This window comes from Peribacillus sp. TH27, assembly GCF_016650915.1.
GTDB lineage: Bacteria > Bacillota > Bacilli > Bacillales > DSM-1321 > Peribacillus > Peribacillus butanolivorans.
The window spans coordinates 2,427,110-2,444,393 of sequence record NZ_JAEKEV010000002.1; the positions used below are offsets into that span (position 1 = coordinate 2,427,110).

6 protein-coding genes and 1 pseudogene are annotated in these 17,284 nt (G+C 33.4%); 1 reads left to right on the forward strand and 6 read right to left on the reverse strand.

Going from position 1 to position 17,284, the window contains the following annotated elements; genetic code table 11:
- Positions 1 to 63: 63 nt before the first annotated feature.
- Together JFU24_RS30305 and JFU24_RS13210 are read right to left on the reverse strand one after the other, a co-directional pair.
- Positions 64 to 520: pseudogene (locus JFU24_RS30305) on the reverse strand (hypothetical protein).
- Between the two features lie 37 nt (positions 521 to 557).
- On the reverse strand, positions 558 to 1,442 hold the full coding sequence (locus tag JFU24_RS13210) for a dimethylarginine dimethylaminohydrolase family protein (RefSeq protein ID WP_201250070.1): 885 nt from the start codon (positions 1,440 to 1,442) through the stop codon (positions 558 to 560).
- Between the two features lie 147 nt (positions 1,443 to 1,589).
- Here JFU24_RS13210 and JFU24_RS13215 point away from each other — a divergent pair, with 147 nt between their 5' ends.
- Positions 1,590 to 2,330: an IclR family transcriptional regulator gene (locus tag JFU24_RS13215; RefSeq protein ID WP_053344420.1), complete on the forward strand. Its 741-nt coding sequence runs from the start codon at positions 1,590 to 1,592 to the stop codon at positions 2,328 to 2,330.
- Between the two features lie 374 nt (positions 2,331 to 2,704).
- On the opposite strand, the gene JFU24_RS13220 is transcribed toward JFU24_RS13215, so the two are convergent.
- The 4 genes from JFU24_RS13220 to JFU24_RS13235 all read right to left on the reverse strand — a co-directional run bounded on the left by JFU24_RS13220 (position 2,705) and on the right by JFU24_RS13235 (position 17,279).
- Positions 2,705 to 3,448: a thioesterase II family protein gene (locus tag JFU24_RS13220; RefSeq protein WP_201250071.1), complete on the reverse strand. Its 744-nt coding sequence runs from the start codon at positions 3,446 to 3,448 to the stop codon at positions 2,705 to 2,707.
- 35 nt (positions 3,449 to 3,483) lie between these two features.
- Positions 3,484 to 6,387, reverse strand: a complete 2,904-nt coding sequence (locus JFU24_RS13225; protein WP_201250072.1) for a non-ribosomal peptide synthetase — start codon at positions 6,385 to 6,387, stop codon at positions 3,484 to 3,486.
- Positions 6,384 to 14,075, reverse strand: coding sequence for a non-ribosomal peptide synthetase (locus tag JFU24_RS13230; RefSeq protein ID WP_201250073.1), 7,692 nt, complete (start codon positions 14,073 to 14,075; stop codon positions 6,384 to 6,386). Before JFU24_RS13230 ends, JFU24_RS13225 begins: the two co-directional genes overlap by 4 nt.
- An 81-nt stretch (positions 14,076 to 14,156) precedes the next feature.
- Positions 14,157 to 17,279, reverse strand: a complete 3,123-nt coding sequence (locus JFU24_RS13235; RefSeq protein WP_446728302.1) for an amino acid adenylation domain-containing protein — start codon at positions 17,277 to 17,279, stop codon at positions 14,157 to 14,159.
- Positions 17,280 to 17,284: the final 5 nt, after the last annotated feature.

The window sequence follows — 17,284 nt, forward strand, 5'->3', positions numbered from 1 at the left end:
GGTTTTTAATAAATGTAAGAATACAGGAAAAACCAACCTTCTTTTATCTAAATTTTCTGTTTTTTAAAAGCGTAGTGACAAACAGCTCAATCCACCGTCCTGCTTTTGGAACTCAGACATTTCCAGTTCAATCGTTTTAAAACCAACTTCATTCATTTTACGTTTCGTCTCTCATATCCCTTTGGAATAATCACATAATCATTTACAAGGATACAGTTTGCTGAGTATTCGTCTTCAGTTGAAACCGTTATTTTCTTGTATGGTGAAAAATTATGATGATTGATAAATTCACCTGCAGCTACAATCAAGTTTTCCCCAAGGTAGGAGATTCCTGTTTTCAGACAGCGGTATCTTCAACGAATGTTGAATCTGGAAATTCCTCACTTGCTGGCAAGTGTGTAACTGAAACCCCGCATTTTTTTAATGCTTCCACTTAAGCAGCATGCTTCTCTAATAATCTTTCATAATCTGGCTTGCCTAGGTCGGAGGTTGTTAAACCATTTACATAACTTTCTCCCATTGTTTTTACAATTACATGTTTATACTTAATTTCCCCCTCAATATTTGATATTCGTACGTACAACTGGACAGGTTAAACAAGTTGGTCCTCCAGTGCCTTTATAACTGATTTCAGTTCCCTTGTATTCATATACTGTGGCTCCAGCATCAAGAAGCTGTTGTTTTGTGTAAGCGTTACCAGAAGGCATTACACAAACACGCGGAGCTAATGCAAGCACATTGCAGCCTAAGTTCATGTACTCATCATCCGGCACTTCAATAAGCTGAATACCGCGATCAATAAGCAGTTTTCTGAAAAATACTGGCATAAGACGAGAATGGACTACTGCTAAATCATGGTCTACCATGCTGATAAAGGACATAAGATGGAGGCACTCTGCCTCGCCTTGATCATGTGTAAGCTGGACTACGATGAATTCATCGACAAGATGAGCGGTCATTTCTTTTAATTGCCGAATAGCTTCAGCGTTTGTACGATAACCATGTCCGACAACAAGTGTCCGATCATCAAGCCAAACGATATCACCGCCATCTGCGACAGCATCACCAGTTAAAATACCAATAATCGGTATGTTCTTCTCCTTACAAAACTCCTTGTATACATTTGCTTCAGGCTGTCTCAATTCTTTCCCAGACTTTAAAATAATGGCTCCTTCACTCGTGAATTTTACAGGATCATGCGCATATAAGGAATCCATTCCGACTTCCGAAGATGCGGGCAAATAATCGATGTTTGGAACATATTTCTCCAAAATAGAAATAAAGTCACCATACTCTGTTAGGGCTTCTTTGAAATCTGGCTCTTCTACATAGTTGAAATTCTGCCATTCTTGGCTTATATGCTCTTGACTAATAAAAGCGTCGTTCGGATGTTTTACAATGACACGTTCTAATGGTTGGTACATAGACGAACAATATGTCATTACCTTTCCTCCTTTTTCCGCATATCGGAAAACGTTTCCGACAATAGGAAATTTTCTTAAATTATAAAATTAAATATGGTATAATGTCAATATGTTTTAAATCTTCAGTTTTTTTGTAACTCGTAATGAAAGATAGGTGGTAAGTTTATGCAATCAATTGACCGGGCCATGAACGTTATTAAGGTGCTAGTTTCCGATTCATCGGAAAACTGGCTGTCTATTACGGAACTATCTCAAGAATGTGAACTTCCGGTTAGTTCCATGCACCGTTTGTTAAAAGCAATGTCCAAGCATGGCCTAATTCAACAAGACGAACAATCCAAACAATATGGTTTAGGAAATATTTGGCTCGAATATGGTTTGCGTATGTATGACAAAATGGATTACATAAGTCAAATAAGGCCTGAACTAGAAAGGCTTATGAACAAAGTGGAGGAAAGCGTCTATCTCAGCCAGCCAGTAGGAATTGAGTCACTCATTATCGAACGAATCGACAGTGAAAAAAGCCAAATCCGTGTTTATGACCAGCTTGGCTCACGAGTCCCTATGCATATTGGAGCTGCTAATAAGGTAATGCTCGCCTATATGCCATATAATCAAGCGAAAAAAATCGTAGATGCTCTTTTGCCAGTTCAAGAAAGAGCAGCTTTTTGGGATATATTGAAAGAAACTAAAATGAAGGGACATGGAATCAGTCACAGTGAAAGAACAGAAGGAACATCTTCTGTAGCTGTTCCGGTCTTAAACCATTTTGGAGAAGTGCATGGGGCAGTGAGTATTGGTTTTGTCAGCTTTAACTTGACAGAAGACAGACTTGATTTTCTCATTAAAAATGTGATTGAAACCGGCAATCGAGTTTCTTCAAAATTGGGGTATAGAGGACCATGAATATGAGACCAGTGGATGAACGGTATTCACGAAACGATTCATCCATTAATATCTTGTTGTTTTATAATAAACCCTGAAAATTTTAATAAATCGTCACTTCTTTTCCGAATTAATCTTTTCGTTAAAATTTCAGTCTTTCCCTTGCGATTAACGCAAATAATCAAAGCGGTCAATATGGTAGATTGTTATTCCACCAAACCAATTATAAGGATAGTAGGCCTCAGATCCTAAGCAGATAGAAACGGGTGTCACGTTACTTCAAAACCTTGTCTCTGAAACCGATGGCATAATAAAAAAGGACCCAAAAGTGTCTGAAATCACCACAACTTTTGGGTCTTATTCTTTTTTCTCACAATTTTTCCTAATCGAAGGTTTTAACTTAATACGACTGTACTTAAATCAGAATTTTCACAATGACTACTGAGTAAATAATCTTGAATAATTTTTAATACGATATCTTGATTTTGCTTTAAGTAAAAATGATCTCCCTTTAAAATATGCAATTCGTTAATATGTTCAATGTATTGATTCCAGCTTTCAATACTTTCCTTCGTCACAGAATCCTCAGAACCTAATAACAAAACAGCCTTATTATTCAACTTTTTTTGACGTCTATTTTCACCATGATAGTTTGCTAATATATTTAAATCTGATTGGATAATCGGAAGGAATATATTCATGAAATCTTCTGTTTCTAAGAGCTCCTTGTTTGTTCCCCCGATTTTTTTTAGTGATTGTTTTAAAGTGTTTGAATTAGAACAATCGATTTGATCTACCTTATAATCTGGAGACGATTTGCTAGATATAAATAATTGTTCTACCTTATTTCCGTATCTCTCTTCTAATTTTGCCGCAATTTCATATGCTACTATCGCACCCATACTATGTCCAAAAAAGGAGATATTTTTTAGTGAATTTATTTGATATTTTGTTTGCATTTCTTCCATTAAGATATCCGTCAGAGCAGACATACGATCACACAATGGTTCACAGTATTTACTTCCATGTCCAGGGTATTCTAGCGGGATTACCTCAATCTCATTGTTATCAAATTTCCACTCTCTATAAAAAGATGCACTTCCCCCAGCATAAGGAAAACAAAAAAGTTTTTTATTCAATCCCTTCATCCCCTTACTCCTCACCTAAATAAGAATTAATTCAACATAAACTTCATAAAGTTTTCAACATACCTCGAATCAATTTCTGGCATTCGCATTGACAGCAGATCTAATTCCTTTTTTGTTTTGGATTGTAGAATTTCTGATTCTTTTAATTTTGTTGATTCGTCAATTAATTGGGACAAAGCACTTAATGAATGAATCTCATTAGATTGTGTCTTTTCTTTTAAAGATTGCAGCCATTCATCTAAGTCCATATTCGAGTAAGGTATATCATTCTTTTCAAAGAAAGAGGTTACGAATTCACTTGAAACTTTCTGATCATTGAACATATGGTAGATTCCGAGTTTATTGTTCTCATCTAATCTTGATATTTTGTAAATAAACTCACTTACAAAATCGACTGGCATTAATTCAAAATGAATTTCTTCTTTAAATGGTAATATCTTTTGATCAATAAATGATTCAAAAACTTTGTACAACATATCCTTCTCGTTCCAGACCCCATTTGATGAATTAGATGAAATCCTACCTAATCGGAAAATATCGACTGTTAGTCCATAATCTCTTGCTTGGAGAAGTAGTTTCTCTGCAACCCATTTTGACTGGCTATACCCGATCATTAAATCGGATGAATAAACTAATTCGTCTTCTTCGTCCCATTTTCTTTCTCCAGTTAATACAGAAAGCGTTGATGCGTAATAAATATTTTTCCGAGTGTTGGAAGAAGCAAACTTAACAATCTCTACTACACCATCTACATTTGAAATTTTTGATTTACTATACGGTTCGAAGAAGTTCGTTTCTGCACCTACATGATACACCTGAGAAACATCATTGCTTAATTGCTCATATGTCATATCATCTAAACCAAATTGATGTTTACTAAAATCCCCTTCAATTACCACTATTCTGCTTTCGAACTCATCCTGCCAAAGACCATATTTTATTAATGTATCTTTTAATCTATTTTTCGAAGGAAATCTAACCAAACAATAGATTTTGACATGATCTATTTCCACTAACAATTTGTTTAATAGATGTGCCCCTAAAAACCCTGTTCCTCCTGTAATCAACATGTTTTTTTCAAATTGAACTGGTTGAGCACATATTTCTCTTATTTTCTCCTTCAAAGAGTGATCGAGCGTAGAATCGTTTTCCATCACGACTTCTATACTGCCAGATGAATCCATTTCAAGTGCATCAACAAATTTATTTACTGTATTATTTGCTAATAATATTTGTAAAGTGGCTTCTGGTAATACAGTTTCTTTCATTACATAGACCAGTTTGGTAGCTAAAATGGAATGCCCTCCATTTCCAAAGAAATTATCGTCTAATCCTAAACTTTGATTTCCTAATACCTTTTTCCAAATCTCTAATACTTCTTTTTTCTTTCCATCTTCTTGAATAGCTACGGAAGTTTTATTTTGCATTATATCCATTTCTAACAATTTCTCTTTATCCACTTTACCGTTGGCATTAAGAGGGAAATTATCAACTCTAACAAAGAAGTGTGGAATCATATAATTCGGCAATTCATTACTCAAATAATCTTTTATATCATTCTCGACGTTTTCCGTGTTCTCATCCTTATGTGTGTAATAAGCGGTAACGTAATTCTCATTATTGATGTTTTTAACAGCTACTACTGAACTTTCAACCTTTGTATATTTATCAAGTTTTTCTTGAATTTCATTTAACTCAATTCTAAAACCGCGTATTTTTACTTGGCTATCTTTTCGTCCTTTATACAGAATCTCACCATTATTTAAACGGATGCCATGATCACCTGTTTTATACCACTTCGTCTGATTTAAATCATCTATAATCAAAGCTTGTTCTGTTAATTCTGGTTGATTTAAATAACCTCTCATAACTCCTTGACCGCCAATGTAGATCTCTCCTATTTCTCCATCGCCAACCTCAACTTGTTCTTCAGATAAAATTTTTATTTCAACATTACTCAACGGCTTTCCAATAGGAATAACATCTACATCTTTGTCTTCAACTTCATGACAAATAGCAAAGGTTGTGCATTCGGTTGGTCCATACCCATTAATTAAAGAAACATGACCGATCGTTTGTTTCAATCTATTTACATGAGAAATGGAGATTTTATCTCCACCAACCACGATTTTCTTTAATCCTTCAAAAATAAATGGATCCTCATCTACCATTGCATTGAAAAGACCAGTTGTAAAAAACGCTACATCTACCTTTCCAACTGATATTGCTTCTTTCCAATCATCAAAAGAAGTAAATTCATTTGACATCAAGAATAATGTAGCTCCATTTAGTAACGCTCCCCATATCTCAAAAGTTGCGGCATCAAAGCAGGGGTTAGAAAATTGAGCCACTCTATTATTTTCGTTTATTTCAAGTATTTTAGAGTTCAATACTAAATTAACTACACTACTTTGTTCTATCATTACGCCTTTTGGCTTTCCAGTTGTTCCAGAAGTATAAATTACATACGCTAGACCATTTTCTGATGAACGGTTGACAGAAGTGTGTCCTTCCTTACTTAGCTCATTAAGCTCAAATAGAATTGGTTGAATACTTAATTCACTAAACTTCCCTTGAGGGCCATTAGATAAGAAGAACTTCATATTCGTATCTGCAAGCATATATTCTAATCTTTTTAATGGATACTTTTCGTCTATTGGAACATAGCAACAACCTGACTTTAAAATTGCAAGCATCCCTATGACCAGTTCAATGGATCTTTGACTTGGAATCCCTATCATTGTTTCCTGTTGAATTCCTAAATCAACGATTTTTTTGGCAAGATTATCTGAGAGAATATCTAATTCTTTATAGGTAATTTGCCGTTCATTTTCACAAAGTGCAACTTTTGATTGATTATCCTCTACTATTTTTCTAAAAGCTTCAGTTATTGACATCAATTTATTCGTCGCCATCAATTTACTTATCATAGTGCCCCAACTTTCAAGTTATTTATTAATTTACCAATAGATAACGTTTCATCTTCTGTTAGATTTAAGAATATCCTTTGCATCGAATCCATAAAACGTAAGATCTCATTTTCATCATACATACTGTCTTTATAAATAATTTTATAATGGAGCTTTGACTGCACTAAAGCGGCAGAAAACGTAAGATCGAAATTAGTCGATTCATTTCCAACAGAATTTTCAATCATTATTCGCGAATCCTCTGCTAGTTCTGTGCTCGGGTAATTTTCGAACACAAATATATGTTGAAATAAATCTTTATCCCATGGAATTTCAGCATATCGCTTAATATCCGTTAGTGAACTAAACTCATACTCTCTCATTTGTAATTGCTTATTTTGAATAGCGGTGAAATAAGATTGTAAATCATCTTCCCAATCGATTTTCAAAGAAAATGGAAGTGTGTTGATTAATAAACCTACAGCTGATTCGATATGTGGAATGCTGAGGTTCCTTCCTGAGCTTGTCACACCATAGCATACTGACTTGCTTTCGTTAAGGTAGGATAGGACGATGCCCCAAACTCCTTGAACCACTGTATTAATTGTTTTCCTGTGTCGCTTGGATATATCTATTAATTTTTCAGTAAGATCCTCAGATAAGCTATATTCAATAACCTTATCGGATGTATAAGATTGTTTATTTTTTTTCGTACTTGCTAGTGCTTTTACTTGTCCGAAATCCTCCAACTCTTTATTCCAGAAAGCTGCTTCATCTTTTTTATTAACATTCTGAACATGATTCATGACTTGTTTATAAGCAAGCTTATGCTCTTCACCGTCTTTTGACATACTGGATGCATTTAGATAATTATCCATGAAATGATTAATAACAATTTGCAGACTCCAGCCATCTATTAGGGCATGATGATGTGTCCATATGAATTTATAGCGATGACTCGATATTTGAATTAATGTTATATTCATGAGTGGACCATTCTCTAAATCAATTTGTCTACCCCTGCATTGCACTAACAGATTATCTATTTTCTCTTCTAACTCGTCACCATTAAACATCGTTAGATTCACATGATTAAACACATAATAAATGTCATTGAGTATAATTTGATAGCGGTCTCCCATTTGATTTCGCCTAAAAACTGACCTTAGAACGTCATATTTTCTACAGGTATCATTCCAAGCTTCTTCTAATTTATCCAGGTCAAGATTCCCTTTTAAATCAATAGATAGCTGTGAAATATATTCAGAACTTTGATTCACTTCACTATGGAATAACATCCCTTCTTGAAGTGATGTCACTGGGTAAATCTCTTCAATATTATTAAACTTATTAATAAAATGGGTGATCGTACTTCCATCAATTATTTTCTCAGATTCGAAATCCGTTTCAACAATGGAATCATTTAACTCTACACTTCCGCTTAAAACTTTGTTTATTTGCGATTCAACTTCTTTACATATTATTTGGAAATTCTCATTTTTTCTATCCCCAATAATATTCAGAATGAGTCTATTGTTTACGATGCTTGCGACGAAATTCAGTTTATATGGAAACTTGTAGTTTAAATCAATATTGCTACTATTGGTTTGTTCCATATCACCTGTGTTGTTAAACTGACCTAGATAGTTATAACTCACAAGGCTATCTGGATAGCTATAATTCTTATTAGAAATATACTTTAGGATACCAAAGTCAAACCCTTTGTTTGGCACACTTCTTAATGTGTTTTTTGTATTTCTCAACGTTGACCCCAAAGACGATTTTCCTTCAATCCTTACTGGATAGATAGAGGTGAACCATCCTACCGTCCTTGATAGATCAATACCATCCTCAATATCCTCTCTTCCATGGCCTTCTAAATCGAGCCAAAATTCATGGATTCCTATTCGATTGGAAAACACATGAGCGATAACAGATAATAAAACTTCATCAATCGACGTTTTATATTTTCTTAATGTATTTTTAATGAGGTTTTGTGTTTTGGCCTCATCCACTTCTATTTTATACATGCCTTCAAAATCACACGTTTCTCCTAAACTTTTCGTCTGCGGAGAAACGGTCTTATTCATTTCCTTCTCCCAATATTGGACGGCTTCTTCTGATCGTTCAGTATTCTGATATTCGTTAAGTTTCTCGGACCATTGTTTATAAGAAGTCGTTTTTAAAGGCAGTGATAGTTCTTGTTCATTCTTTATCTGTTGACAACATCTTTCGAAATTTTCAAGAAGTATCCTCCACGAAACACCATCAACTACGAGGTGATGGATTACCCAAAAAATTCTTACTTCTCTTTGATCCTTAAAAAGAAGAAACTTCATCATAGGTCCATTGTGAATGTTTAAACTTTGTTGGGCACTTTCTTCTAGTTCTTTAATTTCCTTCAAACTATTTTCATCTTTAAAACTTGAAACATGATACTCATAAAAACCACATGCTGTATCTACATTCCGAATATTGCCTATATATGAATCACCTTGTTTTTCAAATAATGTCCTTAAAACATCGTGATGATCAATTAATTTCATAATGATTTTTTTATATTGTTCAGTTGACATTGTATTATCCTTCATTAAAACGACAGACTGATTCCAATGATGAATATTCTCATGATTTTCATTAAAAAACCAAGATTGAATAGGCGTTAACGGGACATAACCTGATATTGTTTCTTGAACCACTTGGCTTTGCTCCTGCTCATTTACAATACTCGCTAACTCTCGTACCGTTTGATATTCAAATAAATCTTTAGGTGTTATAAATAAATGTTTCTCATTTGCAGCAGAACATATTTGAATACTGATGATTGAATCACCACCACATTCAAAAAAGTTATCATCTGGACCTATTAATGGATCGTTTAAAACATTTCTCCAAATTGTCAAAAGCTCTGTTTCAGTTTTAGACAATCCTTTCACATCTAGCATGTTTTCCTTACGTTCATCCATTTGTTCCGTCCATTTAGGAAGTGCTTTTTGATCTACTTTTCCATTCGGCGTCAAAGGAAACGTATCTAGTTTCATAAAATGAGAGGGAATCATGAAAGTAGGCAGAGTCTCTCTTAATTTTTTTCTGATTATTTCTACCGAAACTTCATTATTCACCGTATAGTAAGCAATTAGCCTTTTATTCTCAAATCTATCTTCCATTACCGTTACAAAACTATCTTTTATTTCTTCTATTTTTCGTAATGAAACATTAACCTCTGATAGTTCAACACGATATCCTCTTATTTTCACTTGATCGTCTGCTCTACCTATATAAACTAATTCTCCAACTTTATTAAACTTAACTAAATCCCCAGTTCTATATAATTTTTCTGTAGGATTGAATGGATTGGGTACAAACTTTTCATTGGTTAGACTCTCATTGTTCAAATATCCTCTTGCTAACCCAAGTCCTCCCACGTAAAGTTCACCCACAGATCCTACCGGTACTATTTTTTTATGTTTATCTAATACAAGTACAACAGTGTTAGTCAGAGGCTTTCCAATTGAAACAACGAATTCATTTGTTACATCTTCATTCGGAGGAAATATTTTATAACTTGTACACACCGAATATTCTGTAGGCCCATAACCATTAAAAAACGATATATGTTTAAACTTTGAAACGAGTTCAACTGGACATTCAGAACCTGCAGACCCTAACACTTTAATACTACTCAATTCAGTGATTGGGAGTTCCTTCAACACAGCAGGTGGTAAAATAATATGCGAAATCTCTTCGTCCTTTATTTGTTCAACAAGTTTATTCATGTCAAATTGGTTTTCTTTATCTACACTTATATGTAGTTCAGCACCAAATAAAAGTGAACTAAAAATCTCAATAACGGATGCATCAAAATTAAACGTAGCGAATTGCAACACTTTAGCTGAAGTATCTAAACACATCATTTTATTTTGATTAAAAACTAAGTTAATAATTCCTCTATGTTCTATCATTACTCCCTTTGGCCTACCTGTTGTTCCGGAAGTATAAATGACATATGCTAGATCTTTATGATCAGCAATGTGAAGATTTTCTTCCATTAACGTATTCGATTCTTTCTCAATATCTTCAAAGTATATTGTTTTAGATTGATCGATTAATCCGTTCTCTTCAAGTTCTTTGTGAGTCAAACAATATGAAATGGACGAATCATGAACCATGTAGCTTAATCTATCGTTTGGATAATGAGGATCCAATGGAACATAAGCAGCTCCAGCTTTAATTACTGCCAACATCCCGACTACCATATCAATCGATCGATTCACATATATTCCAATTTTCTCTTCTTTAGAAATTCCTTTGCTTAGTAAATAGTGTGAAAGTCGATTACTCTTTTGATTTAATTCCCGATATGTAATGATTCTCGAACCATCAACAATGGCCATTTTATCAGGAAATTGTTCAACAATTTTATAGAAAGCTTCTGGAATGGAATCATTGATCCCCTCAAAACAAATAGTTTCTCCTTGCCAATCCTCTAATAATATCTTCTCTTGTTTCTTACTCACAACAGATACTAGATCAATTGATTGTTCAGGCTGATTTGTAATTGTTTTGATCCACTCTAAAAAATTTTCACCTAATAATCGAATGGTTTGTTCATTGAAAATCTCTGAATTATACTCAAAAGCGAATAATAGTTTATCTTCAAATTCTTCCACAGCTAAACTTAAATCAAATTTTGCTACCTTTGATTTTATAACTTCAGGCGTTATGTTTATGTATTCACTTTGAAATGCTGCTTTAGCATTGTTTTGTAAAATAAAGACCGTTTGAAATAATGAGGTGTTCGCCGAATTTCTTTCAGGATTAATAACTTCAACAATTTTTTCTAATGTCATTTGTTGATGATCATAGATGTCAACGATATGATCCGTATTTCTATGTAGAATCTCTTCAAATGTTTCCTCAGATTCTATCTTTAATCTAAAGGGTAGTGTATTGACAAAATAGCCTATTGATTTCTCTGTTCCAGAAATCATTCTATTCGCTAAAGAACTTCCAACAATGACATCATTTTGTCCTGTATATTTTGCTAGAAAAGACTGATACATAGTTAGTAGAGTCATATATAGTGTTGAATTTTGTTCAAGTGACATCCGCTTTAGGCTTTGGAGCTCTTCCCTTGTTAGCTCCACTATGAAACTACTGCCATTATTGCGATTTTCTTTTTTTCGAATCGTATCTAAAGGAAGCTCTAATTTAGGTAAATCGCCTGATAAATTTCTTTTCCAAAATAGCATTTCTTCTTTAAAATTACGTTCCAACCAGCTTTTTTGTTCTACGGCAAAATCCTTATATTGTATAAAATCGTTTCCAAGGATAAGTTCCTTTTTATTCACTTCACTGTCATAAAACGATAACCATTCATCTAAAAATATACTCACTGACCATCCATCAAAAACAAAATGATGAAGATTAACAAATAGTACAAACTCTTTTTCACTCAATTTAACAAGTTTTATCGTCAAGAGAGGACCTTTTTCTATTCCAAAAATTTCCGATTGCATGTCGTCTTCTATTTGCAAAACATGAGTTGTTTGCTGTTCTGCTTTTAACTCAGTGAGGTCTATTTCACCTATTTTAACGTACAAATCTTCTCTTATTTCTTGATAGCCTATACCATCTTTTTCACGAACGATAGTTCTTAAAATTTCATGTCTATTAATGACATGATTAACGGCTTTTTCTAGAAGTGTACTGTCCACTTTCCCAGTAATTTTATATTTCTGAGGTATATTATAATTAGTCGTTTTACCATTTAGTTTTTCGTTAAACCACAAAGCTTCTTGGTTACTAGATAGAACATAATTTTGTGGTTGCGTTTCTTTGTGTTCACTTGCAGTATCTGAAATTTTATTAATGATGAAGTCAGACAACGATTGGACCGTTGAATTTTGAAAAATATTTTTTAAAGTTAGAATTTGATTAAATTCTTTGTTTAATTTTGTTAATAACTTCATGGCTAATATCGAATGGCCGCCTATTTCAAAAAAATCGGCGTTTTTATCGATTTGACTTGTTGATAAAACTTCCAAAAAAGTCTTTTCTACAAATGATATAACTATTTCTTCAAATTGAGTTTCATCTTTAGTGGATATCATTATTTCTGGAAACATCTTATGACTTAGCAATTTCAAGGTAGGATTTTCAAACAAATCCTTTAATTTTATATTGATATCAAGTATTTTATTTATTTTTGACACCAATTTCATAGCTGTTATCGAATGCCCACCTAGCTGGAAGAAATCAGAATCCTCATTAATCTCTCTGTTCAAGAAAAACTCTTGCCAGATTTCTTTAAGATCTTCATTAACAGTTGAGGTAGAGACAGAACGGTTTCGTATAGCTTTAAAGTCATTACTGACATTATTTTTTGTTTTTGGAAAATCAACTTCCACAGAAATTTCATTGATGTATTGAGCCTTTGTAATTTGATTAGCAATTTGCATAAAGGCTTCTTGAATATCATGTACAAGTGAAATTTCTAAAAAGCTTCGATTAAAATACAATTTACATTTTATTGTTTCTTTATTATCCTGGGCTTGTAATGATAAAGGGAAGCTGTGTGATTCTGTTCCACCTTGTACTTCCCAATTAATACTCGATCCTTCATCTTTAGCTTCTGGATAATTTTCATAAACAAATAAAGTCTCAAATAAAGGATCTTCCTTCTTTAATTTCGTATGATTTTTGATATCTACTAAAGAAATTTGGGAGAAATCTAACATGTTGTTTAATGTTTCTTGAAATTGTTTCAATAAATCAGCAATGCTATCTGTATCTTCTATTTTTGCTATCATAGGAATCGTATTAATGAGCAGTCCAACAATTTCTTCTGATTTGAATAAATTATTCGACCTACCAGAGCTCACAATCCCAAAAACTATTCGATTCTGATGAGACATTTCCTTTAGCACCATCGACCAAATTAATTGCAATAATACATTAATCGTTACATGGTTTTCAGCTGAAAAGTCTCTTAATAGTTTACTTTGTTCTTTATCTAACTCCCAAAAGAGACTATCTCCCTTCTGGTTTTCCTTCGCTTGTTTTATAACAGGAAATGTGATCGTTGGTTGTTCAATATCCTTTGCTAGCACTTTCCAAAAACGGTTTAACTCTTCCGTATTGGTTCTATTCATAAACCGAATAAAGTCGCCATATTGTTTTGGTTTTTCAATAAGCCCTTTTGTGTCTTTTCCTACTATTTGGCTGTAAATTTCAAAGAGTTCATTGAGGACAATACTTGTGCTCCAGCCATCTAAAATAATATGGTGATGAGTCCAAATCATTATAAATTGATTTTCTTCGATTTTTATCAACTGGAATTTCATCAAATTCGAGTTATTTACGTCCATATCACGGGATTCATTGGATATCCTCTGTATTTCCTTTAATTGTTCATGTTCATTTAGCAATGTCATGTCGAATATTTCTGGTTGATAATCGATTGAATTGAATACAACCTGAACGTTGTTTTCTATATTTTTAGAGATGACCTTCATTCTTAATGCTTCATGACGCTCTACAACCTGATTCCATGCCTGGAATAATGCGTTTACTTCTAGAGTGCCTGTTATTCTGATTTGCATTTGAGAAATGTACAGATTTTCTGTTTGATTATTCATTTCAAGTTCATAGAGAATTCCTTCTTGAAGCGGAGTTAATGAGTAGATATTTTGTATTGATTTCTCCAATTTTGCGCCTCCCGATCCCATTATCATTGTGTTCCATCCATATCTACTTACTTCTTTCCTTCTAGGAAACTAGTAATCATCTCATTTATTAGAATTTAATATATGAAACAAGTCTTCCTCAGTAATCATGGCATCTGGAAAATCACTTTCTATTAACGAACTTTGTTTAGATTCAGTGCCCACGATTTCCATTACCACTTTATCAATAGCTTCTATTAATAGATCTATCTTATTCTTAGCTAATTTTGATATTATCTTTATGGTTAGTTTTCCGTCTTGAATCAAGGCCAGGAAATGTAGTTTCGGTTTATTTTCAAATTCACCAAAATCCTTGCTATTAGATGATTCAAATTGAGAGTCCAATTTTCCTAAATAATTAAAAGTAACATGGATATCTGGCTCCTGGATGACTCCGGGTCTTAAATACTTGATCACACCATAATCAAAACCTTTATTTGGAATTTCCCTTATTGCATTCTTTGTGTTTTTTAACGTATTATTAAATGTCGCATCTGAATGTAATAATATTGGATACATCGCAGTAAACCAGCCAACTGTTCGTGTAACATCTATTGTTTCGTCTACTATTTCCCTGCCATGGCCTTCCACTTCTATCCAAAAATTCTCTACTTCAAAAGATTGGTTCACACTCTTTGCGATTAATGACAACAAAACTTCTTCTACAGTTGCTTTAGATTGACTTGTTAATTCATGGATCAAAAACTCAGTTTCTTCTTCACTAAATGACTTCTCTATTGTTCTTTCTTCTTTTGCTATAAAGTCTTCTATTATCTTAAAATCAGCTATTTTATTTTTTATTTTTTGCTCCCAATAACGGATTGTTTTAGAATCCATTAACGTTTCATTGTATTTCTTTAAGAAGTTTGACCAATCTTTAAATGATGAAGTTTTAGTTGCCAGCTTTCCTGTTTGATTGTTTAATACTTGATCATGGAGATAATTAAAGTCTTCAAGTAAAATTCTCCAAGAAACAGCATCAACTAATAAATGATGGATTACCCAAAGGAAGCGATACTTGTTCGATTGTTCTTTCAAAACTAGCATTTTCATTATCGGTCCATTTCTTATGTCCAATGAACCTTGTATCGTCATTTCCCATTCATCTCTTGTTCTTATTCGTGTTTCCTCATCTAAATGATGAATATCCTTATAGACTAACTCCCATGTTTTATGATCAGAGTCTATATTCCCTAAATATTTATTGTTATGGTTTTCAAATAGGGTTAACAATCCATCATGATGTTCTACTATCTGAGATAGAATTTTTTCAATGTCCTCTATTTGAGCACAAATATTTTTACTAAACACAATAGACTGATTCCAATGATTGATAGAAGTCGTGTGTTCTGCAAAGAACCATTCTTGGATTGGTGTCAGTTCCACATTCCCTCTGGTATCAATAGGTTGAACCATGACTTTATTTTCAGTTCTCGCAATCGCAGCTAACTCAGCTACCGTTTGATTTTCAAAAATTGATTTCGGACTAATGATAATGCCTTCTTGTCTTGCTAGAGAGCATATTTGAATACTCTGAATAGAATCCCCACCAAGTTCAAAAAAGTTATCTCGGATACTTAAGACATCTATTCCTAAGACACTTTTGAAAATTTGAAGAAGAACTTTCTCATTATTCGTCTTAGGTACTTCTAAATCGGTACTACTTCTAGTGTCCGGAACCGGAAGAATAGCTGAATCAATTTTCCCATTTGCGTTTAACGGAAATTTGTCCACTTGTATAAAGAATGACGGGATCATGTAATTTGGTAATCTCTCTTTTAAAAATGCTTTTAACTGATTGGAATCGACTTGTTGTTTTGATGTGAAATAGGCAATTATTTGTTTATTTAAGTTTGGCTGATCTTGAATTTTAATGAATGAATCAATTACTTGCGGATACGTGTTGAGAGTGACCGAAATCTCATCAACTTCAACTCGAAATCCTCTTATTTTCACTTGATTATCCTTGCGCCCTAGAAAAATTAACTCGCCATTGCTCGTGAATTTTGCAAGGTCACCACTACGATATAAACGCTTTCCAACTTTAAAAGGGTGTTCAATAAACTTCTCTATTGTTAAATCATCATTATTAACATATCCAACTGCTAACCCTTCACCACCAATGTATATTTCACCAGTAGCACCTATTGGGACAAGCTTTTGCTCAGGACTTAATAAATAAACGTTAGTATTCAGTATTGGTTTACCTATCGATACTTTATTATTTTGAATCCTATTGTTTTCAAATGCCTTAAACATTTCAAATGTAGTCCATACAGAATATTCTGTCGGTCCATACGCATTATAAAAGTTTATCTTTTGATATCGATTTAGCAAGTCTATTGGGCATTCTGACCCCGCTGAACCAACGAACGTCACATCAGAATCCTCTATATTTAGCTCTTGTAATACCGCCGGTGGTAATACAAGGTGCGTTAACTTTTCACTTATGATTTGATTTTCAAGTGCGAATAAATCAAACATTTCCTCTTTATTATTTCCGATATGCAACTCTGCACCATTTAATAAGCTTCCAAATATCTCGTATATAGAAGCATCAAAATTAAAGGTAGCAAATTGTAATACCTTTGATGTCTCATTAAGTTGTAAGTATTTGTTTTGACTTATTACTAAATTCACTACACCTCTATGAGATAACATGACCCCTTTCGGTTTTCCTGTAGTTCCAGAAGTATAAATAATGTAAGCTAAATCTGAAGGTGCAAGCAATTTAGAAAAGCTTTCTGTATCTATGTAATTTACGGATTCAAGATTTATCACATTTGCTATCTTTTTAATCTCAGGTTCTTCTTCTTGATTCGTAATACATATATCTATTTTCGAATCATTAATGATATATTCTAATCTTTCAGTTGGCAGCATAGGATCAAGCGGTACGTATGCACATCCAGCTTTAATGATCCCCAACATACTGATTACCATATCAATAGATCTGTATACATGCAGACCTACCTTATTTGAACCATTTTTCATATGGTTTCTAACCAAGTTTGCAATCACATTTGATCTTTCATCTAATTCTAGATAGGTTATACTTTCTCCATTATCAGTAACGGCTAATTTGTTCGAATGGTTCTCTACGATCCTTTCAAAAATGGAGATGATTGTCTCATTTTGATATGTATCCGAAACTTCACCTTGCCACTCAGATAATAATTGATTCATTTGAC

Excerpts from the sequence above, each read along its gene's own strand:
- JFU24_RS13210 (WP_201250070.1), bottom strand. The coding sequence starts at position 1,442 with ATGACATATTGTTCGTCTATGTACCAACCATTAGAACGTGTCATTGTA.
- JFU24_RS13215 (WP_053344420.1), top strand. The coding sequence starts at position 1,590 with ATGCAATCAATTGACCGGGCCATGAACGTTATTAAGGTGCTAGTTTCC.
- JFU24_RS13225 (WP_201250072.1), bottom strand. The coding sequence starts at position 6,387 with ATGATAAGTAAATTGATGGCGACGAATAAATTGATGTCAATAACTGAA.
- JFU24_RS13235 (WP_446728302.1), bottom strand. The coding sequence starts at position 17,279 with ATGAATCAATTATTATCTGAGTGGCAAGGTGAAGTTTCGGATACATAT.